The organism is Pseudomonas beijingensis (genome assembly GCF_030687295.1).
Lineage (GTDB): Bacteria > Pseudomonadota > Gammaproteobacteria > Pseudomonadales > Pseudomonadaceae > Aquipseudomonas > Aquipseudomonas beijingensis.
The window spans coordinates 3,185,910-3,212,321 of record NZ_CP117425.1; the positions used below are offsets into that span (position 1 = coordinate 3,185,910).

Here is a 26,412-nt window from a genome sequence, read left to right on the forward strand (position 1 = left end):
AGCTGATGGGCTGGGGTGTTCGTTTGCGCTGGGTCATGGGGGGGGTTAGGAGCAAGCGCCTTCGCCCCAGGGAAGCAGTGCCTGAGAGGTTCTGGTCATTTCCATAACATCACCAGCGGAAGGATTGCAGACCAGTATTTTCTGTAGGACAGGCGAAATCATCGTCACCCATCAGTTCTTTGACCCGACGGGTAAAAATTGGAGTTTCAATAAAGATCATTGCTAATGTGCGCCAGTGGCTTACTTTCGAGCAAGCCTATTGAACTCCGCCCCCCGATGCGCCCGGTGAGTTGCAACTAAACTCGGGAACGCTCGATGATCAGGACAAGACACAGGACCGAGCACCCACCATGCGCATGAGAGCACTGAGCAATAACGACCTGGGACCACTGCGCGCTGCGCTCACCCTGGCCGGGCTACCCGTGGACGACCTGACGTATCCCGGTCGACAGTTTTTCAGCTTCAGCCATCAAGGTGTTGATGTGGCGTGGCGGTATCGAGGGGGAGGGCGCCGAGCGGTTGCTGCGCTCGCTGGTTGTCCTTGAGGGGCAGCGGGGCAAGGGTGCTGGCGCGGCGGTGCTGGCCGCTATCGAGGCGTTTGCGAAACGCGAGGGCACACAGCGGCTTCACCTGTTGACCGACAGCGCCGCCGCGTTTTTTATCGGCCAGGGCTATCAGCCGGAGGACCGTTCGCTGGCACCCGCTTCGATCAGCGCGACGGCCCAGTTCAAGACCTTGTGCCCGGCCTCGGCGACGTACCTGAGCAAACGCCTCGTCTAGCGCAGCAAATGCACCGTCAACCCGGCCAGCCCGCACGCCAGCAACACCTGGATTACTCCGCGCTTGTAGCGAAACAGCGCAACGGCCGCCAAGAGGGCGATGATCGCCGACGGCCAGTCCAGGGCACCTGCAAAACCGTTGGGCCAGAGCACGTGGTAACCGAAGAAGCAGGCCAGGTTGAGGATCACCCCGACCACCGCCGCGGTAATCGCGGTCAGCGGTGCGGTGAATTTCAACGCGTTGTGGGTCGATTCCACCAGCGGGCCGCCGGCCAGGATGAACAGGAACGAGGGCAGGAACGTGAACCAGGTCACCAGCGTGGCCGCGACGGCTCCGGCGAGAAAGGCTTGCTCGGGCCCGAACACCTGCATCACGTAGCCTCCGACGAAACCGACGAAGGCCACGACCATGATCAGCGGCCCGGGCGTGGTTTCGCCCAGGGCCAGGCCGTCGATCATTTGTGTCGGCGTCAGCCAGCCGAAGTGTCCGACGGCGCCTTGGTACACGTAGGGCAAAACCGCATAGGCGCCGCCGAAGGTCAGCAGTGCGGCCTTGGTAAAGAACCAGGCCATTTGCGTCAACGTGCCGCTCCAGCCGAACACGAGGGTCAGCAGGCCCATTGGCACGATCCACAACAGGGCACCGACGACTGCCAATCGGGCCAACCTGGCGGCGCTGAACCGGGCGTGGTCCGGGGTTGGCGTGTCGTCGTCGATCAAGGCGGGGCCGAAGGACTGGTGCTGGGTCGCGTGACCGCCCAGGCTGAATTTTTCCGGTGCCCAGCGGCCACCGAAATAACCGATGGCAGCGGCCCCCAGTACGATCAGCGGGAAGGGGAGGTCAAAGGCAAAGATCGCGGTGAACGATGCCGCCGCGATGGCCCACAGCCAGTTGTTCTTGAGTGCGCGAGAGCCGATCCGGTGGGCGGCATGCACCACGATGGCGGTCACGGCCGGCTTGATCCCATAGAATATACCCGCCACCACCGGCACTTCGCCAAAGGCGATGTACAGCCACGACAACGCGATGAGAATGAACAGTGAAGGCAATACGAACAACGCCCCGGCGATCACGCCACCCCAGCTTCGGTGCATCAACCAGCCCAGGTACGTTGCCAGTTGCTGGGCCTCGGGCCCCGGCAGCAACATGCAGTAATTAAGGGCGTGCAGGAAACGCCGCTCGGAAATCCAGCGCCGACGTTCCACCAACTCCTGGTGCATGATCGAGATCTGCCCCGCTGGGCCGCCGAAACTGATGAAGCCCAGTTTGAGCCAGAACCAGAACGCCTCGCGCAGGCTGATGGCGCCGGGTTGGGTCAGGGCCTGTTCATCATCGATTCGGATCGGTTTGCTCATGGTCGACGGGGCACTTGGAAGTCAAAGGCGACCATACGTTATGGGGCGTTACGCCATTTAGATAGCCCCCAGAAAGGTTTGCTTGTAAAAAAATAGCCCTTCAACGATTACGACCAGCGGGAGCAAGCGCCCTCGCCACGGGGAATTTCGTCGTTTTGAAGCGGGTATTTTTGCTGGCTCGGGGGTGCCTTTTTGGATCCACTGCGGCCACCCATCGGCTCCGCTGCACAGGCAAATTGCCGCCTCACAAGCGGTAGGCTAAGCTCACGAATATTGGGGGTTATGAGCGAATTCGCTCATGCTTTGCCCTCTTCAGGAATTCGCTTGCCAATCCCCACCTACGATCCTTTTCATCTCCCCGCCGGTGCCTTGAAACGCCTGCCGTTGCTCAAAGCTGCGGTTACGTTTATCGCAGCGGTGTGCCTGTGCCTGTGTGGTTTGCTTTACCTGCAGGTGGAGCAGTCCCGCCGACACGATTTGGAGTCGGCCCGCATTGCCTCGGCTACCCTTACCCGGGCCATGGCCCAACAGGCCCAGGACACCTTCCTGCAGGCCGATCTGGTCTTGGCCAGCCTGGCGGATTGGATCCAGATCGATGGATTCGGCCCTGCGGTGCAGCAACGTTTACAGCAAACCTTTGCTCGCCGCGTGCAGTCGCTCGAGCAGTTGCATGGCCTGTTTCTGTTCGACAAGCAAGGTCATTGGGTCATTACCTCCTTTGACGACCTGCACCGGGGGGCAGGGGTAGCGGATCGAGATTATTTCCTTTTCCACCAGCAGAACGCCTCCCTGATCGCCCATATCGGCCCGGCGATCCGCAGTCGGCAAAACGGCGAGTGGATCATCCCGGTTTCCCGGCGCTTGAATGATCGCGACGGCAACTTCCAGGGCGTGTTGATGGCCGGCATCAAAATGTCCTACTTCGACCGGTTCTTCAAAAGCTTCAGCCTCGATGAGCAAGGTGAGATGGCCCTGGCTTTGTCTGACGGGACGCTGTTGGCCCGACGCCCCTTCGATGAGGCGCGGATCGGTCGCCCGTTGGCCGAGGAACATATCTACAACCATGCCCTGGACGGCGGGATGTCTGGCGATGGGATCATCCGTTCGGCCATCGATGGTGTCGTAGGCAGGCTGTATGGGCATCAACATTTACAGGCTTATCCGCTGGTGGTCACCGCCGCTATGTCCGAAGAGTCGATCCTGGTGGGCTGGCATGACCGGGCTTTCCAATCCAGCCTCATCGTCGGCCTGGTGGTCCTGGGCATTTGCATGTTCGGCTGGGTATTCGTGCGCCAGGTACGCAACAGCGAAAAGATCGAAGCGGACTTGCGCAAGGCGCAGGAAGCGTTGGAACTGATTGCCACCCATGACAGCCTCACCGGGCTGGCGAATCGGCGTCTGTTCGAACGGGCCCTGGACATCGAGTTCGGGCGGGGCGCTCGTCAGCGCAGCCCTTTGAGCCTGATCATGCTCGACATCGATTTTTTCAAACGCTACAACGACGCCTATGGGCACGTGGCCGGGGATCACTGCCTGGCGGAAGTGGCCAAAGTGCTCAAGAGTTGCTGTCACCGCAAGGCCGATCTGGCGGTACGGTATGGCGGCGAAGAATTTGCGGTACTGCTGCCCGACACCAACCTTTCGGGGGCCATGGCGCTGGCCGAGCAGATCCGCCGCAGCGTCATCGACAAGCACATCACTCATTCCGGCTCCCCGACCGGCTACCTCACGGTGAGCCTGGGCTGCTATGCCTTTGTGCCCAGCAGCCTGGACAGCATCGAAGTCTTTATCCAGCGCGCCGATGCGGCGCTTTATCAGGCCAAGCACAGCGGCCGCAACCGGGTGGCGGTGTTATCCACGGAGGGCGGGCTCGATACGTTGGCGCGCTCGGATCGTTGAGATCGGTTGGAATCACCGGCAGCTTGCCCGGCCCATTACTCAAGCATTGTGCTGGCGAACTTCAAGCGGTGTGTAGGCTCTTTCGCAAAAAACCGTGGGCTCGCCAGCTGATCAGGCAGTGGGTGCTAAGGTTGGGGAGACGACTGGCTCGGTCCTCGCCGTTCTCGATATCGAAGCCAGCGTTGAAAGGACAGGAGTAGGTCAATGGATTCCACTGCCGATAGCCCTTCACGCACCGCGCGCCACACCCCGATTACCCGTCGCCTGGTCGTGGCGGTCGGGGGGCTGTTCGTCCTGGGCGTCCTGGTGGCGATTGCCGCGCTGTTCAACATTGCGCAAAAGCTCGACGCGGATGATTTGCGCAAGACGCATTTCTATACCGAGCGCGCCCTCGAGAATCGCGTCACCGCCTCGAAAAACTACATCGCCAGCTATGCGTATTGGACCACGGCCTATGACCACCTCAACGGTGAAGTCGATGTGCAATGGGCCTACACCGAGCAGAACATGGGCAAGACCCTGTTCACCAATGATGAATACGAGGGTGTGTTTGTCATCGATCGGCAACGCACCAAATATGCCGTGGTGCGTGGGCGTAACGTCCAAGCGGATACCGCAGTTTATATGGACGCGCCGCTGGCGGAGCTGATGGACCAACTCCAGGCGCAGCCTGACCTGACGATACCCATGGTCCGCTACACATTGTTCGAGGGCTGGCCGGCCATCGTCACCGCGTCGGTGATTACGCCCAACGACGAACGGCCCCTGGTCGAGGCCCAAAGCACCTCGGTCCTGCTGTTCGTCGACCAGCTGACGCCCGTCAAGTTGCGCAAACTGGGCAAGAGTTATGGCCTCACCGATTTGAAGCTCAAGAAAGACACCGAGCTCAAGCCCGGCCAGCCGGCCGTGTCGCTGGACAGCACCGGCTACAGCCTGGTGTCCCGACTGGTGCGCCCGGGCCAGCAATTGCTCTGGTCCCTGGTGCCGCCGCTGGGTGGCGCGCTGCTGATCCTGGCCCTGCTGACCGCTTACTTTTTTCGCTATGCATTGCGCACGGCACGGCACGTGGACGCCAGCTACGACAGCCTGGAAAGATCAGCCCATGCCCTGGAGGCCAGCGAGGAGCGCTTTCGGGCCGTGGCCGAAGCGGCTTCAGACTGGATCTGGGAAATCGACGGGCAGCAACACATCACTTATCTGTCGGGGCGTTTCAATACGGTCACCGGGTTTTCCGACCAGCAATGGCTGGGGCAACTGCTTGAGCAACTGCTGTATTGCGACACTACGCCGATTGCCCTCTGGTTGGCCAAGTTGACAGAGGAACAGAACGCCAGCAACTTGCGCTGCTCCTACCGCGATCATTCCGGGCAACTGCGCTTCTGTCGAGTGTCGGCCCGCCCGATCTACAACAAGGCCGAGGTGATGGGTTATCGCGGCACCGCCAGCGACATCACCGACGAGGTGGCCGCCCATGCCCAGGTCCAGCACCTGTCGATGCACGATGCGCTGACCGGCCTGCCGAACCGCAACAAGCTGGCGCGACACCTGGATGATGCGCTGCTGGCCAAGGAGCATTCCACCCCCCTGACATTGCTGATGGTGGACCTGGATAACTTCAAGCCGATCAACGACTCCCTCGGCCATCCGGCCGGCGATGCGGTGTTGCTGGAAGTGGCCCGGCGGCTGCGCGACAGCACCCGCGAGCAAGACCTGGTGGCGCGCCTGGGGGGCGACGAATTCGTGGTGGTGCTCAGTGGAATGGATAACACCGCTGAGATCGATCGATTCTGTGAACGGCTGATCGACAGCCTGCAGCAACCGATTCTCTACGAAACCCATTCGTTGCACATCGGCGCCAGCATTGGTACCGCCCTGAGCCACCGTCAGGGTTACGTGCCCGGTGAACTGATCCGTTGCGCCGACATTGCGATGTACCAGGCCAAGTCCGAGGGCAAGAAAACCTGGTGTTATTTTGCCTCGCAAATGAACGATCAGATCCAGCATCGTCGCCAGTTGGAAAGCGATCTGCGCCAGGCCGTGAAGAACAACGAATTTGTCCTGCATTTCCAGCCGCGCTACACCGTCGATGGTCGGGAGATCGTGGCGGTCGAGGCGTTGGTTCGCTGGCAGCATCCAACCCAAGGCCTATTGGGCCCCGATACCTTTATCCCGTTGGCCGAGCAAACCGACCTGATTGTCCCGCTTTCCCGTTGGGTGTTGCGCGAGGCCTGCGAAACCGCGCTGACCTGGCCGGTGGCACTGATGGTTTCGGTCAACCTGTCGCCGGTGCAGTTCGAGCGCAGCGACGTGGTGGAAGATGTGCGGCAGGTGTTGATCGAAACCCGTTTCCCGGCGAGTCGCCTGGAACTCGAACTCACCGAAAACGTGATGCTCAATGATGTCGATGGCGCCCTGCAGGTCATGAATGCCCTGAAGGAGCTAGGCGTACGCTTGAACATGGACGATTTTGGTACCGGTTATTCGTCCCTCGGTTACCTGCGCACCTATCCATTCGACGGCATCAAGATCGACAAGCGCTTCATCGCCTCCATGAGCAACAGCAGCAACGACCGCGCCGTGGTGCAGGCGATCATCAACCTGGGCAAGGCCATGGGGCTGACGGTCACCGCCGAAGGTGTGGAAACCCTGGCTCAGCTCGGCTCATTGGGCTCGGACCAATGCCACGAAGTGCAGGGTTATTTCCTCAGCCGGCCGATCGACAAACAGGCCTTTGCGCAGTTGCTGGAGAACGGCCGGCCCTTGTCGAAAATGGGCTGCTGAAGACGGATGCAACCACCGCGCCCGGTTGTCGGTCACAGCCAGTAACGTGACATTTCGAGTGCTGGCTCTATGAAAAACCTGCGAATTGCGACCTTCAACATCAATGGCATCCGGGCGCGGCTGCCCAACCTGCTGGAATGGCTGGAGCGGGAGAAACCCGACATTGCCTGTTTGCAGGAGCTCAAGGCGGTGGACAAGGATTTCCCGGCGGCGGAGCTGGAGTCGGTGGGGTATGGGGCGATCTGGCACGGGCAGGCGTCCTGGAACGGTGTCGCGATCCTGGCCCGTGACGCGCAGCCATTGGAGAGCCGACGAGGCCTGCCCGGCGGGGACGATGACAGCCACAGTCGCTATCTGGAGGCGGCGGTGCACGGCGTGCTGGTGGGGTGCCTTTACCTGCCCAACGGCAATCCGCAACCGGGTCCCAAGTTTGACTACAAGCTGGCCTGGTTCGAACGGCTGATCCAATACGCTCAAGGGTTGCAGGCCAGTGATCATCCCGTGGTGCTGGCCGGTGACTACAATGTGGTGCCCACCGACATGGATATCTACAACCCGCGCTCCTGGCTCAAGGATGCGCTGCTACAACCCGAAAGCCGCGCGTGCTACCAGCGCTTATTGGATCAGGGCTGGACCGATTCGCTGCGCCACTTGTATCCGGACGAGCGGATCTACACCTTCTGGGACTATTTCCGTCAGCATTGGCAAAAGAACTCTGGACTGCGCATCGATCACCTGTTGCTCAACCCGGTCGCCAGCGCCTACCTGAGCGAGGCCGGCGTGGACGCCTGGGTCAGGAACCAGCCCCACCCCAGCGACCATGCCCCCACCTGGATCCGGCTGGCTTCGCGCAAACGGCGCTGACGGGGCAGGGGGGCGGTCGGTTGTTGTCTCTGTAAGGGGAATGCCTTATACCTGGCGCCATTAGCCATGCGCTTGTTGTGAGCGCTGGCCGACCCCGGAAAAGGACACCCTCATGAGTCATCCCCAACTGAGCGATACGGCCCGTTATCTGCGGCGTCTGGGTTTCGACGCACCACCGGCGCCGACCCTCGACACCTTGCGCCAGATGCAATGGCGCCATACCGCCGAATTCCCTTTTGAAACCCTGTCAACGCTGCTGCGTCAACCCGTGCCCATCGACCTTGAGTCGGTCGAGCGCAAGGTTTTCGAAGAGGGGCGCGGCGGCTATTGCTATGAACTCAACCAGTTGTTCCTGGCGCTGTTGCAAGCAGTGGGTTTCGACGCCCGGGGCATCACTGGACGCGTGGTGATGAATGCGCCTGACGGCGCGTGGCCTGCCCGGACCCATCGGCTGAGCCTGGTGACGATCGACGGTGTGCGCTATATCACCGACGTCGGTTTTGGCGGCATGGTGCCCACCGCGCCGCTGCTGCTGGACAGTCGTGAGGCCCAAGTCACGCCCCATGAGCCGTATCGCATCGACACCCATGCGGACGGTTACCTGTTGCGCGCCAACGTTGCCGGCGAATGGCGGCCGATGTACCTGTTCGATCTGCAACGCCAGGAAGACATCGACTACACCGTCGGCAATTGGTACGTCTGCAACCATCCGGAGTCGCCGTTCATGGGCCGTTTGATGGTGGCTCGTACCGGTGACGGGCTGCGCAAGACCCTGAACGGCAACAGCTATGCCGTGCACCGCATAGGGCAGGAGAGTGAGCGGCGCGTAATCATCGATGCCGATGAGTTGATCGATTTATTGGAGCAGGAATTCAGCCTGCGCGTGCCGCCACGCGAGCTGTTGCGGCCCGCGCTGGTGGGGTTGCTCCAGGCCTAAAAGGGTTTGGCCAGGGATCTGTTCCAAATGTGCACACAATAAGTTGTATACAACTCTATGGACATTTGTCCTGAGTTTTGAATACAGTGTGCCCATAACAAAAAACAGGGAATCCCCGAACCATGAAAACGCCCCATGTTTCACTCCCACGGCCCGAGGACGAAAACCTCGGCGTCGGCGCGAATATGGCTTACGGCCTGCAACATGTGTTGACCATGTACGGTGGCATTGTCGCCGTGCCGTTGATCATCGGCCAGGCGGCCGGGCTTTCGCCGGCGGACATCGGCCTGTTGATCGCCGCGTCATTGTTCGCGGGTGGCCTGGCAACGTTGCTGCAAACCCTCGGCCTGCCGTTTTTCGGCTGCCAACTGCCTTTGGTGCAGGGCGTATCGTTTTCGGGTGTCGCGACCATGGTGGCGATTGTCGGCAGCGGGGGGGAAGGGGGCTTTCAAGCCATCCTAGGAGCGGTGATCGCCGCGTCCCTGATAGGTTTGCTGATCACCCCGGTGTTTTCTCGCATCACCCGGTTCTTTCCGCCACTGGTCACTGGCATTGTGATCACCACCATTGGTCTCACTTTGATGCCGGTAGCGGCGCGTTGGGCGATGGGTGGCAACAGCCACGCCGCCGATTTCGGCAGCATGGCGAACATTGGCCTGGCCGCGGTGACCCTGGTGCTGGTGCTGTTGCTGAGCAAAATGGGCAGCGCAACCATCTCGCGGTTATCGATTCTGTTGGCGATGGTCATCGGTACGGTCATCGCGGTATTCCTCGGCATGGCGGACTTTTCAGCGGTCAGCCAAGGCCCGATGTTCGGCTTCCCGACACCGTTCCATTTCGGCATGCCGACGTTCCATATCGCCGCGATCCTGTCGATGTGCATTGTGATCATGGTGACCCTGGTGGAAACCTCTGCCGACATCCTGGCGGTGGGCGAGATCATCGACACCAAAGTCGACTCCCGGCGCCTGGGCAACGGCTTGCGGGCTGACATGCTGTCGAGCATGATCGCGCCGATCTTCGGTTCCTTCACCCAGAGTGCCTTTGCCCAGAACGTCGGGCTGGTGGCGGTGACCGGGATCAAGAGCCGTTTCGTGGTGGCGACCGGCGGGGTGTTCCTGGTGGTGCTCGGCCTGCTGCCGTTCATGGGGCGGGTGATTGCCGCCGTGCCGACCTCGGTGCTGGGCGGTGCCGGTGTCGTGCTGTTCGGCACGGTGGCCGCCAGTGGCATCCGCACGCTGTCGAAAGTCGATTACCGCAACAACGTCAACCTGATCATCGTCGCCACCTCCATCGGTTTCGGCATGATCCCCATCGCCGCACCGAACTTCTATGACCATTTCCCCAGTTGGTTCGCGACCATCTTCCATTCGGGCATCAGTTCTTCGGCAATCATGGCGATCATGCTGAACCTGGCGTTCAACCACTTCACCACGGGCAATTCCGACCAGCAGTCAGTCTTCGCCGCCGGCACCGAGCGGGTGTTGCGTTACCAGGACCTGGCGGCGCTGCGCGAAGGCGACTATTTCAGCGACGGCAAGCTGCACGACTGCGATGGCAACGAGATCCCCGTGGTGGCGGAGCCTGTTCTCGCGCCAGCGGAGCATGGGCCGATCCGACTGAAAAGCAGCGAGCATGTCTGATAGATACCCGTGACCTAGCGGACATGAAAAAGCCTGTGATCAATGATCACAGGCTTTTTTGTACCGACCGGAAGACCGATTACCAGCGGCCGTAATGACCCCGGGGTGGGCCGTAGTAATAGCCCCGTGGTGGCCCGTAATACACCGGTGCCGGGCGATAGTAGATCGGCCGCTCTACATACACTGGCTGCGGCTGGTAGTAGACCGGTGGTGGTGCCTGGTAGTAGACCGGCTGTGGCTGGACGTAGACCGGTTGTTGCACATACACCGGACGATCACGGTTGATGATGGCTGAGCCAACGATGGCCGAACCGACGATGGCACCAAACACGGCGGGCCCCTCCCAACCACCACGACCGTGGGCGGATGCCTGGCCGGTGACCGCGAGTGCCCCCATGAGCAGGGCGATGATGGGAAGTCTACGATTCATGGCTGTTCCTCGTTTCGGCCCCGACGCTTGTGGTCTGCAACAGACCCGATGAGGGTTGCGGGGATACTTGCTATGACAGCGATTTTCTCAGGATTTGCGCCGCCGTTGGGTAAATATTGTGTAAGGTCTGTAGCGCTTTTCTTTACCGCGCCGCGTCATCCAGCGGCCTGAGATCGGGCCGGGCCAGGCAGTATCATCATCGAATAAACCTTTCGCGACGGTGTTCCGTCTGTCCGAAAGTGAATGCAAGGAGACACGCATGCAGATCAACCCCAACAAAGACACCCAACTGTGCATGTCGCTTTCGGGGCGTCCCGGAAACTTCGGCCTGCGTTTTCATAATCATTTGTATGAGCAATTGGGCCTGAACTTCTATTACAAGGCGTTCAGCAGCCGGGACCTGCCTGGCGCGGTGGGGGGTATCCGCGCCCTGGGCATTCGCGGCTGCGGCGTGTCGATGCCGTTCAAGGAAGCCTGCATCGCCCTGGTGGACGAACTGGATCCTTCCGCTGCCGCGATCCAGTCGATCAACACCATCGTCAATACCAACGGCCATCTGAAGGCCTACAACACCGACTACATCGCCATCGCCCAATTGCTGCAAAGCCACGCCGTGCCCAAGGATTCGACTTTTGCCCTGCGCGGCAGCGGCGGCATGGCCAAGGCTGTGGCCAGTGCCTTGCGCGATGGCGGCTACAAGCACGGGCTGATCGTGGCCCGCAATGAAGCCACCGGGCGCGCCCTGGCCGAGTCCTTGGGCTATGAATGGCAAGCGGAATTGGGCGCCCGGCGGCCGCAGATGCTGATCAACGTCACGCCGATCGGCATGACCGGCGGCCCGGAAGCCGATCAGTTGGCGTTCGAACCCGAGACCATCGCCGCGGCCCAGACCGTGTTCGATGTGGTGGCGATCCCGTCGGAAACGCCGCTGATCGTACGCGCCCGGGCCGACGGCAAACGGGTCATCACCGGGTTGGAAGTCATTGCGATCCAGGCCCTGGAGCAGTTTGTGCTGTACACCGGTGTGCGGCCCAACCTGGAGCAATTTGAAAAGGCCGTCGCCTTCGCCCGGTCGGCGTAGGCGCTGCTATTCCAGGCGCGCCAGGCGTTCTTCCAGTGCCGCGATCCGTGCTTCGAGTTCTTCGATGCGCTCCAGCGAAACACCGCCGCTGGCGCCACGCTCCACCGGATGCTGGCGGGCGGCGAGAATCGCTTCGATGTCCGCCGGGTCGCCCATGGCGTGGACATAGCGGTCTTCGCGCTGGCCGGCCTGGCGTGGCACCAACAGCGCCAGACCGCGGGCGATCAGGCGTTCGAGCTGGTGTACCACTTGTTCGGCGTCTTCGAAGTCGTGCATACGTCCGCTGCGGGTCAACAGCTCATTGACCGTTTGCGGGCCACGCAGGAACAGCAGGCCCATCAGGATCACCTGGGCCGGCACCAGCTCCAGGGCTTTGTCGACCCGATGCTCCCAGCGGTCGGCGCGGCTGCCCATCACCAGCTTGGTAAAGCCGCGACCTTCCAGCGCCCGCAGGCTCTGGCCGACCTGGCCCGGGTTGAGGTTCATCACCGGTTCGCGGCTGGTTTTCTGGTTGCAAGCCAATACCAGGGCGTTGAGGGTCAGCGGGTAGGTCTCAGGGTTGGTGGCCTGTTTCTCGACCAGCGCGCCGAGGATGCGGATTTCCGTGCTATTGAGCCGTGGTTCTTCAGCCTGCTGTTGTTCTTCGATGCTCATCGCGCGTTCCCTATGCTGTGGAAGCCGCCTAGCCTAATCCTTGCGCAATAAAAGACAAGCCGTGCAACAAGCCGTGGCTATAATCGCAGCCGTTTGATTCATTCTTTCCTGCCACCTGCATGAGATTGCCATGACTATTTCCCTGTACGCCGCTTCCGTCCCGGTTTTCAAGCAGATGCTCAACGCGTTGAGCGACGTTCTGAACAAGGCCGAAGCCCACGCCACCGCGAAGAACATCGATCCGAACGCTTTCCTGCAAGCCCGCCTGTACCCGGACATGTTCCCGCTGGTGCGCCAAGTGCAGATCGCGGTGGACTTCGCCAAGGGTGTGTCCGCCCGCCTGGCCGAGGTCGAAGTGCCGAAGTATGACGACAGCGAGACCACGTTCGCCGAGCTGCAAGCCCTGATCGCCAAGGTATTGGCCTTTATCGATGGCATCGCTCCTTCGCAGATCGACGGCAAGGAAGGTATCGAAATCGTTACCCGTCCAGGGACGCCGAAGGAGAAGCGCTTCAGCGGCCAGAACTACCTGCTGACCTACGGCTTGCCGCAGTTCTTCTTCCACGTCACCACCACCTATGCATTGCTGCGCCACAATGGCGTGGAAGTGGGCAAGCGCGACTACATGGGCGCGTTCTAACCCCACAGGCATGAAAAAGCCCGGGACGGTGTGGGCCGTTCCCGGGCTTTTTTGTGGCTGCCTGTTACATCCTCGGCGGATGTACCACCGCTATCGCGAGCAAGCTCGCTCCCACAGGGGCAACGGTGCTCGCACAATAGCCGCTACACAACAAATCTCCTGTGGGAGCGAGCTTGCTCGCGATAGCGACCGAACAGCCACCGCAGTTGTTACGCCGTACGCGCGAGCTTCTCTTCCTCACCCAGGCATGCCGCCGCCGTGAACAGCACATCCGTCGACGAGTTCAACGCCGTTTCCGCCGAGTCCTGCAGGACACCGATGATGAAGCCCACCGCGACCACCTGCATGGCGATCTCACTGGGAATGCCAAACAGGCTGCACGCCAGGGGAATCAGCAACAGCGAACCGCCGGCCACCCCGGATGCACCGCAGGCGCAAATGGCGGCGACAACGCTCAGCAGCACGGCCGTTGGCACGTCCACCGCAATACCCAGGGTGTGCACGGCCGCCAGGGCCAATACCGTGATGGTAATGGCGGCGCCGGCCATGTTGATGGTCGCGCCCAGCGGGATCGACACCGAATAGGTGTCTTCGTGCAGGCCCAGGCGTTTGCTCAGTTCCAGGTTCACCGGAATATTCGCCGCCGAGCTGCGGGTGAAAAACGCCGTGATGCCACTCTCGCGCAGGCACGTAAACACCAGCGGGTATGGGTTGCGACGCATTTTCCAGAACACGATGAGTGGGTTGACCACCAACGCCACGAACAGCATGCAACCGATCAATACGGTCAGCAGGTGCAGGTAGCCGAGCAGGGCGCCGAAGCCGGACGTGGCCAGGGTCGAGGCCACCAGCCCGAAGATCCCAAGCGGGGCGAAGCGGATCACCAGGCGCACGATCACGGTCACGCCGTTGGACAGGTCTTCGAGCACGGTGCGCGTGGTCTGGCCAGCATGCCGAATGGCGATGCCCATGCCGATGGCCCAGGCCAGGATGCCGATGAAGTTACCGTCCATCAGCGCCCGAACCGGGTTATCCACCACGCTCAGCAGCAGGCTTTGCAGCACCTCGCTGATGCCACCGGGCGCCGAGACCGCGACATCGTGGGTCGACAGCACCAGGCTGGAGGGGAACAGCGTACTGGCAACCACCGCGACCACCGCTGCGGCGAACGTGCCCAGCAGGTAGAGGAACAGGATGGGGCGGATATGGGTTTCCTGGCCGTGCTTGTGGTTGGCGATCGACGCCATGACCAGCACGAACACCAGGATCGGTGCCACGGCCTTGAGCGCGGACACGAAGACCTTGCCGATGAATGCGGTGGACTTCGCCACGTCGGGCGCCAGCCATGCCAGGACAATACCGGCGATCAGGCCAATGATGATTTGTGTCACCAGGCTGGTGCGTTTGAGGCGTTGCAAAGGGGTAACGGACGAAGCTGTCATAGCGGCATCTCTGATTTTATTGTGTACGACGGTCGACGAATCAGGGCAACAAGCGGGCAGGCCACATGAGCGGACCGAGAGAAAGTATGGCGTTTGCAGGCCGCGGACTTTATCACAGCCGGTAAAAAATCTGACGGGCCTGTGACAGTCCGTCACCCTCATCCGGGCCATGCCGAGCGTTTGTATGACGCGCGCATTCTGTTAGGCTTTGTCGTTCTCACTTTCTTTCCGCCAGCGGGCCCTTCGGCTAACGCTGGTGTCGTCGTTTTGCTGGAGTTCTGCATGTTGTTACCCATTTTCCTGTTGTCGGCCGCCGGTTTTACCGTGCTGACCACGGAATTCGTCATCGTCGGCTTGTTACCGTCCATTGCCCGCGACCTGCACGTCACCATTCCCCAGGCTGGGCTGTTGGTGACGTTGTTCGCGTTTACGGTGGCGGCGTTCGGGCCATTCCTGACGGCCTGGTTCGCCCGCTTCGAGCGGCGCAAGCTGTTTATCAGCGTGCTGGTGATGTTTGGCCTGGCCAATCTGCTGGCCACTTTCGCTCCCAACATCTGGGTGATGGCGATTGCCCGGCTGATCCCGGCCCTGGGCCTGCCGGTGTTCTGGGCGTTGGCCAGTGAAACGGCAGTGGACATTGTCGGACCGCAGTTGGCCGGGCGGGCCATTGCCCGGATCGGCTTCGGCATTGTCTGTGCCACGGTGTTCGGCATTCCAGTGGGCACGTTGATTGCCGATGCGTTTGGCTGGCGCAGCGCGTTTGCGATCCTGGCGGTCATTGCCTTCGCCAAGGCCTTGTTGCTGTTTATCTACTTGCCGAAAACCAACTTGCACCAGCATCAGGTGAGCTTCCGTTCGCAGTTGAAGATCCTGCGCAGTCCGTTGATGCAAGGGCACGTGCTGTTGTCGATCCTGGTGTTCAGCGGCATGTTCACCGCCTACACCTATCTGGCGGATATCCTCGAGCGTCTCGCCGGGTTCGATGGCACCCTGGTGGGCTGGTGCCTGATGGGCTTCGGTGCCGTCGGGTTGCTGGGCAATTCCCTGGGCGGCCGTGCGGTGGATCGGCATCCGTTGATCGCGTCGATGGTCTTCTGCCTGTTCCTGATCGGCGGCATGGTGGCGTTGGTGCCGAGCATTCATTCGCCCCTCGCGCTGGCGGCGGCGATGGGCATCTGGGGTGTGACCCAGGCGGCGTTGTTCCTGGTCAGCCACGTGCGGCTGATGAAGGCGGCCCCCGAAGCACCGGCGTTTGCCGCCTCGTTGAACATTGCCGGGGCCAACCTGGGGATTGGCCTGGGGGCGATGGTCGGTGGCCGGGTCATCGATCACCTGGGCCTGGGCAGTGTCGGGTTCGCGGCGGCCGGGTTCATCTTTGTATCGATTCTGCTGGCGTTGCTCCTGATGACCTTCAAGCCCCGCGCGACGTGCATGGATAGCTAAGCGCTGAACAACTCGCGACGCGCACCTTCGGCAATCGCGACGATGCCGGGGTGGCTGACCTTGCGTTCCACGGAAATGGCGTAGAAGGATTCGCTCACCGCATCGGTCTGGCCGATCACTTCTACGCCATATTGGCGCTTGACCTCTTCGGCGATCACGCTCGGGCCGATGAAAATCCCGCTGCCGGATTGACCGAAGGCCTGCATCAATGCGCTGTCGTCGAATTCGCCGACGATGCGCGGCTGGATCTGTTGTTCGGCGAACCAGCGTTGCAAACGGCTGCGCACCACGGTTTCCGGCCCGGGAATCAGCAGCGGAGCGTCATGCAGGCCATGGGGGAAATCCTGCCCATAGCGTTCGGCCAGCGCGGCGGTGGCGAAAAAGCTGATCCCGCATTCTCCCAGTTTCTGGCTGTAGCCCTTGATGTCCAAGTGAGTCGGCATCGGGCTGTCGGAAATCACCAGGTCCAGACGCTGGATTGCCAGGTCCGCCAGCAGCCGTTCGAGCTTGTCTTCGCGACAGGTGATGCGCAGCGGCTCACTCAACTCCATGGTCGGCGCCAGCAGCCGATAGACGATGGATTTGGGCACCACATCCGCCACCCCGACCCGGAACAGGGTTTGCTGTTCGTTGGGTTGTGCCCGCAGCATCAGTTCCAGCTCTCCGCCCAACTGGAACATGTGTTCGGCGTAGGGCAGCGTCTGGCGGCCGGCTTCGGTCAGTTCCAACTGTCGCCCGACTCGACGAAACAGCTTGATGTTATACGTCTGCTCAAACAGGGAAATCTGCCCGCTGATGGTCTGTGGGGTCAGGTTCAACTGCTCGCACGCGCGCACGATGCTGCCGGTTTTCGCCACCACCCAGAAGTAATGCAGTTGTCGATAATTGAGCATGGCATCACATGGCTTCGTAAAAACCGAAGTATAACCGCTGAAAATACGAATTTTCCTGAAGTATTCGCCTCTCTAGAATGCCTCGCCATTGGTGGGCCACTTTCGTGCTCCTTCTATTTCTCAAGAGGCATTTATTTCATGACATACAAATCCTTCGGGCTTGCGTCCCTGTTGGTCATGTCTGCACTGACACTGGCGGGCTGTGAGCAGGCTGAAAAAAGTGCCCAGCAACTGATGGGGCAGGCTGCGGAAACCGCCAAGCAGGCCATCGACGATACCCACAAGGCCGCCGAACAGGCGATCAGCGAAGCCACTGGCGGCTTGATCAGCCCGAAGAAAGAACCGTCGGACAAAGCTGACGAAACCCAAACCCCTACCAAAACCATCTAACGCGTCACATCAGTCAGGACTGACCCATGGATTATCTTTTACAGCTCGCCGCCAGCCCCACCGCGTGGATCGCCCTGGCGACTCTGGTCGTGATGGAAATCGTGCTTGGCATCGATAACCTGATCTTCATTTCGATTTTGACCAACAAGCTGCCCGTACAACATCGTGCCAAGGCGCGGCGGATCGGTATCGGCATGGCGTTGATCCTGCGCCTGGGCTTGTTGAGCACCATTGCCTTCATTGTGCAGTTGACCGAGCCGGTCATCGAAATCCTCGGCCAGGCGTTCTCCTGGAAGGACATGATCCTGATCGCCGGTGGCCTGTTCTTGCTGTGGAAAGCGACCACTGAAATCCACCACAGCATGGACCCGGCGCCGAATGATCCCAAGTCGGCCACGTCCGGCGTGACCCTGGGCTTCGCCGCGGCCATCGGTCAGATCCTGATGTTGGACCTGGTATTTTCCATCGACAGCATCATCACGGCCGTGGGCATGACCGAGCATCTGCCGATCATGATCATCGCAGTCGTCGTTTCGGTGCTGGTGATGCTGTTGGCGGCCGAACCGCTGGCCAAGTTCATCAATGACAACCCGACGGTGGTCATGCTGGCCCTGGGCTTCCTGATCATGATCGGCATGACGCTGATCGCCGAAGGCTTCGGCGCCCATGTGCCCAAGGGCTATATCTACGCGGCCATGGCGTTCTCGGCGGCGATCGAGGTGTTGAACATGTTGTCCCGTCGAGCCAGGGAAAAGACGCTGCCCGACAACGCCTGATTCCAGGCAGACAGAAGCCACCCGGGTCCAGGCCCGGGTGGCTTTTTTTTGGATTTGAGAAATATAGGTGTGAAAGTGAGCAGTCAGTGTGCGGCGGCGTGGCGCCGGGCAGGTTTGGTGGCTTTTTCCGATGGCGCTGGTGGCGCGTGATGATGGCGCCGGGCGATTCGGAGCACTCCCCACAGCATGGCCGTGGCTACGCTCAGCCAGCCGAATACCAGCATCAGGATTGTCGTCGTCAGGCTCATTGTGCCTCCTTCTATCCCGGTCCGGGATATCGCACTCAGTACAATGGACAGTCTAGTCGCTCAAGTGTTGCAGCTAATCGATCTGTGGCGCTTGGGTTCGGATCGGTTCGTTCTATTGCCGTCGTAAAACGAGGGTTATGGCTATACCCAGGGCTGGGCGCACCTTATGATCGTCGACCCGAGCCTGGCCTGGATGCCGGGTGCCTGAACAAGAGAGTCGTTATGTCGCCGGTCATTTTATCGTTTCGATCACTGGTACTGGCGGCGTCCTGCCTCGTCGCCCTGGCGGGTTGCGCGGGCAGCGTATCGCCGCAGATCCAGCGCCTGCCCGAGCGGGTGGAGCTCAACAGCGTCCCGTTCTACCGTGGTGAAATGCACCAGGGAGCCCCGCAGTCCCTGGCCGCTCTGTTGACGTTGCAAGGCACCGTGATCACTCCGGGGTTGCTGGAAAAACCGTTGCACCTACCGGGTGGCGAAGCCGGTTTGCAGCAGAATATGTCCACCCTGGCGCGCGAGTATGGAATGCTGGTGTATCCCCTCGACGCCAAGCTGCCTGCGCTGTTGGAGCAGGTCGCGGCGGGCTATCCGGTGCTGGTGCGCTATATCGACGGTTCGGCGTTCTGGGCCGAGCCTCGGTATGGGATTCTCGCCGGCTACAACCGTCAGAAGCAGACGGTATTGCTGCGTGCCGGCATGAACCCGCGGCAGTTGATGAGCTTCAGTGCCTTCGAATCGGCCTTTCAGAGTGCGGGCGGCTGGGCGGTGCTTGTGCAGCGACCCACCCAGCTTCCCGCCAATGTCGATTCACAGCGTTGGTTGAAAGCAGCGGCTGATCTGGGCGGGGCAGGGCAGGAGCAAGCTGCGGCGCGGGCCACCAAGGCCCTGGGCGCTGCGCATTGATTGATCGGCCCGTTCGTCACTTGGCGGGCACGACCCGGCAGTCCTGGGGCTCTTATTGTCAGGGTTGGGGCATTTTCCGACCGTGATTGGAGGAGGCACGCATGGCACAGTCGAAAACACCTACGGGGCCACATTCATCGGAGCATTCCAGCGGTGATGACCTGGGGTTCGATCCGGATTCGCCGGACCTTGAGGATCCCCAGGTCGATCCGGTAGGGCCGGCCAAGGCGCCTCTGGACGAGAAGAAGGATGAGGGCAAGCCCAGGTCTTATGATCCGCTGGGTGACCTGAAGCCGTAGATAGACGCGTGGTTTGGTGTGTATATCCGTTTTTTGCGTAACGGCGGCTTATGGTTCCGCTCTTACAGCGGGTCACTTTTGAAAGAGCCGGCTTCCGGGCTTTTCGAAATTGACCCGCCGTCAGGGCGGAACCCTAAGTAGCCGTTACCGAAGAAACGGATATACACCCAAAACTCAAAATCCAAGCAAAAAAAAACGGCGCTCCCAAAAAGAAGCGCCGCTTTTTCTAAGTGAACAGCATTACAACGCGCGGCTTACTTGGAGGCCTCCACCACACCACTCTGGCGGCTCTTGAGATTCTTGGCAGCCTTGTATTGCAGGGCCACCGCCGGCACGGCGGCGCTTTTTCCGGTTTCCACCCAGCTACGAATCCGGCTGGCATCGGCGAAGTGCGTGTACTTGCCAAAGGCGTCGAGGATCACCAGCGCCATCGGGCGATTACCCATCTTCGTCACCAACACCAGGCAGTGTCCGGCCTGGTTGGTGAAACCGGTCTTGGTCAGTTGGATGTCCCAGTTGGCCTTGTGGACCAGGTGATCGGTATTACGGAACCCCAGGCTATATACGGGCTTGCGGAAGGTAACGGTCTTTTCCTTGGTCGTACTCAGTTCGCTCAGCAGTGGGTACTTGCGGGCGGCGATCAGCAGTTTGGTCAGGTCCCGGGCGGTGGAGACGTTGTGGATCGACAGGCCCGTGGGTTCGACGTAATGCGTGCTGGTCATGCCCAGCGCCTTGGCCTTCGCGTTCATCGCGGCAATGAACGCTGCGTAGCCGCCCGGATAGTGGTGGGCAAGGCTAGCGGCGGCGCGGTTTTCCGAAGACATCAGGGCGATCAACAGCACGTCCCGGCGCGACAGTTCGCTGTTGAGCTTGACCCGGGAAAACACCCCCTTCATCTCCGGGGTGTTGGCGATGGTGATGGAAATGTATTCATCCAGGTTCTGTTTGGCATCCAGCACGATCAGGCCGGTCATCAGCTTGGTCACCGAAGCGATGGGCACCACCACGTCCGGGTTGCTCGAATAAACGACTTTATCCGTCTGCAGGTCCAACAGCATCGCGCTGCCCGAGGCAACTTGCAGCTTGGCCGTATCCCGAGGCGCTGCGATGGTTTCCTGGGCAACGGCATTTTGCGTGATAAAAGGGCCTGTGAAAGCGAAGAACAGGCTAATGATCGAAAGGCGGATTTTCACGCGAGTAGACTCGATGGAGTTGAAGGTGCCGTTGAGCAACGACTTTTAAAAAAAACGTCGCATTCTAGGAGTATGGGCGACAGCAGCGCTATATGCCTGTATCGCCAAGGCTTGTGAATAAATAAAGTTTAATGAAGGAGGATTCTGGCGAATCGAATCTGAAAAATTCGTAATTCGCGTGCTCCGCGTACGCGCTCGATCCCTGGCGGCTAAAGTCCGGGCCCCAGAAACACCTGTGGGAGCGAGCTTGCTCGCGATAGCGGTGTGTCAGTCAACTGGATGTTGGCCGGTCCACCGCTATCGCGAGCACGCTCGCTCCCACAGGGTCTTTGTTAGCGCGTCTATCAGCTATGCAGCGTCTCGGCCGCGTACAACGTGTTTTCCAGCAGGCAGGCGCGGGTCATCGGGCCGACGCCGCCGGGGACCGGGGTGATCCAGCCGGCGCGGGGCAGGGCGGTCTCGTAGACCACGTCACCCACCAGCTTGCCGTCGTCCTGGCGATTGATGCCCACGTCGATGACGATGGCGCCTTCCTTGATCCACTCGCCCCTGACCAAGCCGGGTTTGCCGGCGGCCACCACCACCAGGTCGGCACGGCCGACATGGCCGGCCAGGTCCTTGGTGAAACGATGGGTCACGGTCACGGTGCAGCCGGCCAGCAGCAGTTCCATGGCCATCGGACGGCCAACAATGTTGGACGCCCCTACCACCACGGCATCGAGGCCATACAGGTCCACGCCAGTGCTTTCCAGCAAGGTCATGATGCCTTTGGGGGTGCAGGGGCGAAGCAGTGGGATACGCTGGGCCAGGCGGCCGACGTTATAAGGATGGAAACCGTCGACGTCTTTGTCCGGGCGGATGCGCTCCAGCAGCTTGGAGGCGTCGAGGTGTTCAGGCAGCGGCAACTGGAGCAGAACACCGTCGATGTTCGGATCGTCGTTCAGGCGATCGATCAGATCGGCCAACGCTTGCTGGGTGGTTTCGGAAGGCAGGTCGTAGGCCTGGGAAAGGAAGCCGACCTCTTCACAGTCTTTACGCTTGTGCGAGACATAAACCTGAGAGGCAGGATCGCTGCCGACCAGGATCACCGCAAGGCCGGGCGTACGCAGGCCTTGCTGGCGGCGCTCGGTGACTCGTTGGGCGATCTGCTGGCGCAGGCTGGCGGCGATCGATTTGCCGTCGATAAGTTGTGCAGTCATTGCGCGTGGTTAACCATCGAGAGGGGAAAAAAAGAGAACGCATTCTCGCATGCCGGGGCGTGAGGGCAAAGGCGCTTGGTCTGCAAATTCCCCTAACCCCTTTAATTAAATGAATTTTTTTTAAAAAAGAGTTGACGACCTATCAGGCCGTCTATAACATTCGTCGCACTTGTCGGGCACAGCCTAGCACTGGTTAAGAAGGTGGAGCGGAGTTGGTTGTTTCAACTCGGCAAAACTGAAAGCACTTAGTTTGTAATCGTCCAAGAATACAGATTAAAAAGGCGCCCGTAGCTCAGCTGGATAGAGCATCCGCCTTCTAAGCGGATGGTCGCAGGTTCGAGTCCTGCCGGGTGCGCCAATTAGGCAGCTTTGGCACAAGTAAGGCAACAAGGCAATATGGTGGGCGTAGCTCAGTTGGTAGAGCACGGGATTGTGACTCCCGTTGTCGTGGGTTCGATCCCCATCGTCCACCCCATATTCTAGAGAGGCGCCAGATCTAACAATCTGGCGCCTTTGCTTTAAAAGCTTGATACGCGGATGTGGTGGAATTGGTAGACACACTGGATTTAGGTTCCAGCGCCGCAAGGTGTGAGAGTTCGAGTCTCTCCGTCCGCACCATACAAGTCGCTATTTAAATAGCAGAAAACGGCGCAGTACCTGAAAAGGGCTGCGCCGTTTTTGTTTTCAATGGTTCTGTGTTTGGCGTCGGCACTGTTTTTGTGGTTGTGCGCTGCGGTCGGTTCGTCGCGAATGTGTTTCGTGATGATGCGCGGCATGCCCGTCGGTCTCCTTGTGGGACGGGGCGCTGCGCGACCGGACAAGTCGCTTCTATATATAGAAGCGTTGGCGCAGAGCCTTGGATTGAATCGACTGTATTTGCAATCCGGGTGGGGCATGACCGTTTGCCCCGTCCTAAATCCGGCGCCTGTTTCCAGCGCGTTTTCAGTAGGGTGACTTCTTGAGTTTGACCTACTAGAATGCATGCCCTTGATTCTGGGGTCGGAAACGCCCGGCCAACGTCTGTGCAACGAGGAATATCCATGCAAGTTTCTGTTGAAAATACTTCTGCTCTTGAGCGCCGCATGAGCATCACCGTGCCGGCTGAGCGTATCGAGACTCAGGTCAACAAGCGTCTGCAGCAGACTGCCCAAAAGGCCAAAATCCCAGGTTTCCGCCCAGGCAAAGTGCCAATGAGCGTGATCCGTCAGCGTTACGAAGCTGATGCGCGTCAGGAAGCCGTGGGCGATGTGATCCAGTCTTCGTTCTACGAAGCGGTCGTCGAGCAGAAGCTGAACCCGGCCGGCGCCCCGTCCGTCGAGCCTAAAGTGCTGGAAAAAGGCAAGGACCTGGAGTTCGTCGCCACGTTCGAAGTGTTCCCTGAGTTCACGGTTGCCGGTTTCGAATCCATCGCCGTCGAGCGCCTGAGCGCTGACGTGTCGGATGCCGACCTGGACAAGATGCTGGACATCCTGCGCAAGCAGAACACCCGTTTCGAAGTGACCGAGCGTGCTGCCCAGAACGAAGATCAGCTGAACATCGATTTCGTCGGCAAGGTCGACGGCGAAGTGTTCGCTGGCGGTTCTGCCAAGGCCACCCAGCTGGTGTTGGGCTCCGGTCGCATGATTCCTGGTTTCGAAGATGGCCTGGTTGGCGCCAAGGCCGGTGAAGAGCGCGTTCTGAACGTGACCTTCCCTGAGGACTACCAGAACCTGGACCTGGCTGGCAAAGCCGCCGAGTTCACCGTAACCGTCAACAGCGTTTCCGAGCCGAAACTGCCTGAGCTGAACGAAGAGTTCTTCGCCCAGTTCGGCATCAAGGAAACCGGTCTGGAAGGTTTCCGCGCCGAAGTTCGCAAGAACATGGAGCGTGAGCTGCGCCAGGCCATCAAGTCCAAGGTCAAGAACCAGGTCATGGACGGTCTGCTGGCCTCCAACCCGATCGAAGTGCCAAAGGCTTTGCTGGACAACGAAGTGAACCGTCTGCGTGTGCAGGCTGTTCAACAGTTTGGCGGCAACATCAAGCCGGACCAGCTGCCTGCCGAGCTGTTCGAAGAGCAAGCCAAGCGCCGCGTCGTGCTGGGCCTGATCGTTGCCGAAGTGGTCAAGCAGTTCGAGCTCAAGCCTGACGAAGCCCGCGTTCGCGAGCTGATCCAGGAAATGGCCTCGGCCTATCAAGAGCCTGAGCAAGTCGTGTCCTGGTACTACAAGAACGACCAGCAACTGAACGAAGTCCGTTCGGTTGTGCTGGAAGAACAAGTTGTGGATACTGTTCTGCAGAAAGCTAGCGTGACCGATAAAGCGGTCTCTTACGAAGAAGCGGTCAAGCCGGTGGAAGCTCCACAAGCCGATTGATGGTTCTGCGGTAAGAAATAAACACCCATAAGCCAGCCTTCGTGCTGGCTTATGCGTATTCAAGACATAACTATTTGGGAGTGACTGCGAGACATGTCCCGCAATTCTTTTTATCAGCAGAGCTCTGACATCCAGGCCGCAGGCGGCCTGGTCCCGATGGTTATCGAGCAGTCCGCCCGCGGCGAACGTGCCTATGACATCTACTCGCGTCTGCTCAAGGAACGCGTCATCTTCCTGATCGGCCCCGTTGAAGACTACATGGCCAACCTGGTCGCGGCGCAACTGTTGTTCCTTGAAGCGGAAAACCCGGACAAGGATATCCATCTGTACATCAACTCACCTGGCGGTTCGGTGACTGCGGGCATGTCGATCTACGACACCATGCAGTTCATCAAGCCTGACGTTTCCACCATCTGCATCGGCCAGGCCTGCAGCATGGGTGCCTTCCTGCTCGCCGGCGGCGCAGCGGGCAAGCGCCACTGCCTGCCTAACTCGCGGATGATGATTCACCAGCCATTGGGCGGCTTCCAGGGCCAGGCGTCGGACATCGACATCCATGCCAAGGAAATCCTCCACATTCGTTCGCGCCTGAATTCGTTGTTGGCCCATCACACCGGCCAAAGCCTCGAAACCATTGAGCGCGACACCGAGCGTGACAACTTCATGAGCGCCGAGCGTGCAGCCGAATATGGCCTGATCGACTCGGTGATCAACAAGCGTCAAATGCCTGCCTAAGCCGCTCAAAATGCAGGTGGTTGGGATGACCGGCCGCCTGCGGGCTTGAAAAAGCCCGCAATTGCCTTCATCTTGTGTTGCAAGCCTATCGGATTTGGATCGATCGAATGACTGACACCCGCAACGGCGAGGACAACGGCAAACTGCTTTATTGCTCCTTCTGTGGCAAAAGCCAGCATGAAGTGCGCAAATTGATTGCCGGCCCCTCGGTCTTCATTTGCGACGAGTGCGTCGACCTGTGCAATGACATCATCCGCGAGGAGGTGCAGGAAGCCCAGGCCGAGAGCAGCGCGCATAAATTGCCTTCGCCTAAAGAAATCAGCGGCATCCTTGATCAGTATGTGATTGGTCAGGAACGTGCAAAAAAGGTACTGGCCGTAGCGGTATACAACCACTACAAGCGCCTGAACCAGCGTGACAAAAAGAATGACGAGGTCGAACTCGGCAAGAGCAACATTCTGCTGATCGGCCCGACAGGCTCGGGTAAGACCCTGCTTGCCGAAACCCTGGCCCGTTTGCTGAACGTTCCGTTCACCATCGCCGACGCAACCACCCTCACCGAGGCGGGTTATGTAGGTGAAGACGTCGAGAACATCATTCAGAAGTTGTTGCAGAAGTGCGACTACGATGTGGAAAAAGCCCAGATGGGCATTGTCTACATCGACGAAATCGACAAGATTTCCCGCAAGTCCGACAACCCGTCCATCACCCGGGATGTTTCCGGTGAGGGCGTGCAGCAGGCCTTGCTCAAGTTGATCGAAGGCACGGTCGCTTCCGTTCCACCCCAAGGTGGTCGCAAGCATCCGCAGCAGGAGTTCCTGCAGGTCGACACCCGTAACATCCTGTTCATCTGCGGTGGTGCGTTTTCCGGCCTGGAAAAGGTTATTCAAAACCGTTCCACCCGTGGTGGCATTGGTTTCAACGCCGAAGTGCGCAGCAAGGAAGAGGGCAAGAAGGTCGGTGAGTCCCTGCGTGAAGTCGAACCTGACGATTTGGTCAAGTTCGGTCTGATCCCGGAATTCGTCGGTCGTCTGCCGGTCCTGGCGACGCTGGACGAGTTGGATGAAGCGGCGTTGATGCAGATTCTGACCGAGCCGAAAAACGCCCTGACCAAGCAGTATGCCAAGCTGTTCGAAATGGAAGGTGTAGACCTGGAATTCCGTTCCGACGCGCTGAAATCTGTCGCTAAACGTGCCCTGGAGCGTAAGACCGGTGCCCGTGGTTTGCGCTCGATTCTCGAAGGCGTATTGCTCGACACGATGTATGAAATCCCCTCGCAGTCCGAGGTGAGTAAAGTCGTGATCGATGAAAGCGTTATAGAAGGCAAGTCCAAGCCACTGTATATCTATGAAAACAGTGAGCCGGCTGCCAAGGCCGCTCCGGACGCATAAGCGTCCTGCTGCCGGAACAAAGAAGGGGCCTTCGGGCCCCTTTGCTTTTAGCGTGTTTTAGACGTGTCTTAGCGCTTGTTTTTTTTCA

Annotated in this window: 24 protein-coding genes and 3 tRNA genes; 19 read left to right on the forward strand and 8 right to left on the reverse strand. The window is 59.9% G+C overall.

From position 1 onward, the window contains the following. Positions 1-480 precede the first annotated feature (480 nt). Positions 481-780 carry a GNAT family N-acetyltransferase gene (locus PSH84_RS14480; protein WP_305483138.1) on the forward strand — a complete coding sequence of 100 codons (300 nt, stop codon included), beginning with the start codon at positions 481-483 and terminating at the stop codon, positions 778-780. Here PSH84_RS14480 and chrA read toward each other — a convergent pair. After that, positions 777-2,135, reverse strand: a complete 1,359-nt coding sequence (gene chrA, locus PSH84_RS14485; RefSeq protein WP_305483139.1) for a chromate efflux transporter — start codon at positions 2,133-2,135, stop codon at positions 777-779. The genes PSH84_RS14480 and chrA overlap by 4 nt on opposite strands. 324 nt (positions 2,136-2,459) lie before the next feature. Between chrA and PSH84_RS14490 the strand changes: the two genes are divergently transcribed. The 5 genes from PSH84_RS14490 (at position 2,460) to PSH84_RS14510 (ending at position 10,259) form a co-directional block, all read left to right on the forward strand. After that, positions 2,460-4,034 carry a sensor domain-containing diguanylate cyclase gene (locus PSH84_RS14490; protein WP_305483140.1) on the forward strand — a complete coding sequence of 525 codons (1,575 nt, stop codon included), beginning with the start codon at positions 2,460-2,462 and terminating at the stop codon, positions 4,032-4,034. A gap of 204 nt (positions 4,035-4,238) precedes the next feature. Next, positions 4,239-6,815 (forward strand): bifunctional diguanylate cyclase/phosphodiesterase, encoded by a 2,577-nt coding sequence (locus PSH84_RS14495; protein ID WP_305483141.1) that lies wholly within the window; start codon positions 4,239-4,241, stop codon positions 6,813-6,815. 69 nt (positions 6,816-6,884) lie between these two features. After that, positions 6,885-7,679 (forward strand): exodeoxyribonuclease III, encoded by a 795-nt coding sequence (xth, locus tag PSH84_RS14500; protein WP_305483142.1) that lies wholly within the window; start codon positions 6,885-6,887, stop codon positions 7,677-7,679. 112 nt (positions 7,680-7,791) lie between these two features. Then, on the forward strand, positions 7,792-8,616 hold the full coding sequence (locus PSH84_RS14505; protein ID WP_305483143.1) for an arylamine N-acetyltransferase family protein: 825 nt from the start codon (positions 7,792-7,794) through the stop codon (positions 8,614-8,616). Between the two features lie 122 nt (positions 8,617-8,738). Then, positions 8,739-10,259, forward strand: coding sequence for a nucleobase:cation symporter-2 family protein (locus tag PSH84_RS14510; RefSeq protein WP_305483144.1), 1,521 nt, complete (start codon positions 8,739-8,741; stop codon positions 10,257-10,259). 79 nt (positions 10,260-10,338) lie between these two features. Here PSH84_RS14510 and PSH84_RS14515 read toward each other — a convergent pair whose 3' ends face one another. Further along, a complete protein-coding gene (locus PSH84_RS14515) occupies positions 10,339-10,689 on the reverse strand; it encodes a hypothetical protein (protein WP_063322141.1) in 351 nt (116 codons plus the stop codon). A gap of 259 nt (positions 10,690-10,948) precedes the next feature. On the opposite strand from PSH84_RS14515, the gene PSH84_RS14520 reads away from it, so the two are divergent. Beyond that, complete coding sequence (locus tag PSH84_RS14520) at positions 10,949-11,770, forward strand: shikimate 5-dehydrogenase (protein ID WP_122568023.1); 822 nt, start codon at positions 10,949-10,951, stop codon at positions 11,768-11,770. Positions 11,771-11,776: 6 nt separating this feature from the next. Here PSH84_RS14520 and PSH84_RS14525 read toward each other — a convergent pair whose 3' ends face one another. Then, complete coding sequence (locus tag PSH84_RS14525; protein ID WP_122568024.1) at positions 11,777-12,424, reverse strand: YceH family protein; 648 nt, start codon at positions 12,422-12,424, stop codon at positions 11,777-11,779. Positions 12,425-12,554: 130 nt separating this feature from the next. On the opposite strand from PSH84_RS14525, the gene PSH84_RS14530 reads away from it, so the two are divergent. Beyond that, complete coding sequence (locus tag PSH84_RS14530) at positions 12,555-13,064, forward strand: DUF1993 domain-containing protein (RefSeq protein WP_122568025.1); 510 nt, start codon at positions 12,555-12,557, stop codon at positions 13,062-13,064. A 209-nt stretch (positions 13,065-13,273) separates the two neighbouring features. Here PSH84_RS14530 and sstT read toward each other — a convergent pair whose 3' ends face one another. Continuing rightward, positions 13,274-14,506: a serine/threonine transporter SstT gene (gene sstT / locus PSH84_RS14535; RefSeq protein WP_305483145.1), complete on the reverse strand. Its 1,233-nt coding sequence runs from the start codon at positions 14,504-14,506 to the stop codon at positions 13,274-13,276. A gap of 282 nt (positions 14,507-14,788) precedes the next feature. Between sstT and PSH84_RS14540 the strand changes: the two genes are divergently transcribed. Beyond that, on the forward strand, positions 14,789-15,949 hold the full coding sequence (locus PSH84_RS14540; RefSeq protein WP_122568027.1) for an MFS transporter: 1,161 nt from the start codon (positions 14,789-14,791) through the stop codon (positions 15,947-15,949). On the opposite strand, the gene nhaR is transcribed toward PSH84_RS14540, so the two are convergent. After that, entirely contained in the window at positions 15,946-16,842 is an 897-nt protein-coding gene (gene nhaR, locus PSH84_RS14545) for a transcriptional activator NhaR (RefSeq protein WP_063322135.1), read from the reverse strand. The genes PSH84_RS14540 and nhaR overlap by 4 nt on opposite strands. Positions 16,843-16,980: 138 nt before the next feature. Between nhaR and PSH84_RS14550 the strand changes: the two genes are divergently transcribed. Further along, complete coding sequence (locus PSH84_RS14550) at positions 16,981-17,232, forward strand: hypothetical protein (protein WP_305470400.1); 252 nt, start codon at positions 16,981-16,983, stop codon at positions 17,230-17,232. A 26-nt stretch (positions 17,233-17,258) separates the two neighbouring features. Continuing rightward, positions 17,259-18,008: a TerC family protein gene (locus PSH84_RS14555; RefSeq protein WP_122568030.1), complete on the forward strand. Its 750-nt coding sequence runs from the start codon at positions 17,259-17,261 to the stop codon at positions 18,006-18,008. A gap of 83 nt (positions 18,009-18,091) precedes the next feature. On the opposite strand, the gene PSH84_RS14560 is transcribed toward PSH84_RS14555, so the two are convergent. Next, complete coding sequence (locus PSH84_RS14560; RefSeq protein ID WP_163006831.1) at positions 18,092-18,256, reverse strand: hypothetical protein; 165 nt, start codon at positions 18,254-18,256, stop codon at positions 18,092-18,094. Positions 18,257-18,478: 222 nt separating this feature from the next. Between PSH84_RS14560 and PSH84_RS14565 the strand changes: the two genes are divergently transcribed. Beyond that, positions 18,479-19,156, forward strand: a complete 678-nt coding sequence (locus PSH84_RS14565) for a peptidase C39 family protein (RefSeq protein WP_305483146.1) — start codon at positions 18,479-18,481, stop codon at positions 19,154-19,156. A gap of 101 nt (positions 19,157-19,257) precedes the next feature. Further along, positions 19,258-19,455: a DUF6021 family protein gene (locus PSH84_RS14570; RefSeq protein WP_305483147.1), complete on the forward strand. Its 198-nt coding sequence runs from the start codon at positions 19,258-19,260 to the stop codon at positions 19,453-19,455. 254 nt (positions 19,456-19,709) lie between these two features. On the opposite strand, the gene pbpG is transcribed toward PSH84_RS14570, so the two are convergent. Beyond that, entirely contained in the window at positions 19,710-20,648 is a 939-nt protein-coding gene (gene pbpG / locus PSH84_RS14575) for a D-alanyl-D-alanine endopeptidase (RefSeq protein WP_122568404.1), read from the reverse strand. 344 nt (positions 20,649-20,992) lie between these two features. Beyond that, positions 20,993-21,847: a bifunctional methylenetetrahydrofolate dehydrogenase/methenyltetrahydrofolate cyclohydrolase FolD gene (gene folD / locus PSH84_RS14580; RefSeq protein WP_053120836.1), complete on the reverse strand. Its 855-nt coding sequence runs from the start codon at positions 21,845-21,847 to the stop codon at positions 20,993-20,995. Between the two features lie 281 nt (positions 21,848-22,128). Here folD and PSH84_RS14585 point away from each other — a divergent pair. From PSH84_RS14585 to clpX, 6 genes are all read left to right on the forward strand, one after another. Further along, positions 22,129-22,205 (forward strand) — tRNA-Arg (locus PSH84_RS14585). 41 nt (positions 22,206-22,246) lie between these two features. Beyond that, positions 22,247-22,322, forward strand: a tRNA-His gene (locus tag PSH84_RS14590). 58 nt (positions 22,323-22,380) lie between these two features. Next, positions 22,381-22,465: transfer RNA gene (locus PSH84_RS14595), tRNA-Leu, on the forward strand. A gap of 422 nt (positions 22,466-22,887) precedes the next feature. Further along, positions 22,888-24,198 (forward strand): trigger factor, encoded by a 1,311-nt coding sequence (tig, locus tag PSH84_RS14600; RefSeq protein ID WP_122568033.1) that lies wholly within the window; start codon positions 22,888-22,890, stop codon positions 24,196-24,198. 93 nt (positions 24,199-24,291) lie between these two features. Beyond that, positions 24,292-24,933 (forward strand): ATP-dependent Clp endopeptidase proteolytic subunit ClpP, encoded by a 642-nt coding sequence (gene clpP / locus PSH84_RS14605; RefSeq protein WP_003183177.1) that lies wholly within the window; start codon positions 24,292-24,294, stop codon positions 24,931-24,933. Positions 24,934-25,040: 107 nt separating this feature from the next. Beyond that, complete coding sequence (gene clpX / locus PSH84_RS14610) at positions 25,041-26,324, forward strand: ATP-dependent Clp protease ATP-binding subunit ClpX (RefSeq protein ID WP_024778305.1); 1,284 nt, start codon at positions 25,041-25,043, stop codon at positions 26,322-26,324. The last annotated feature ends 88 nt before the right edge of the window (positions 26,325-26,412 follow it).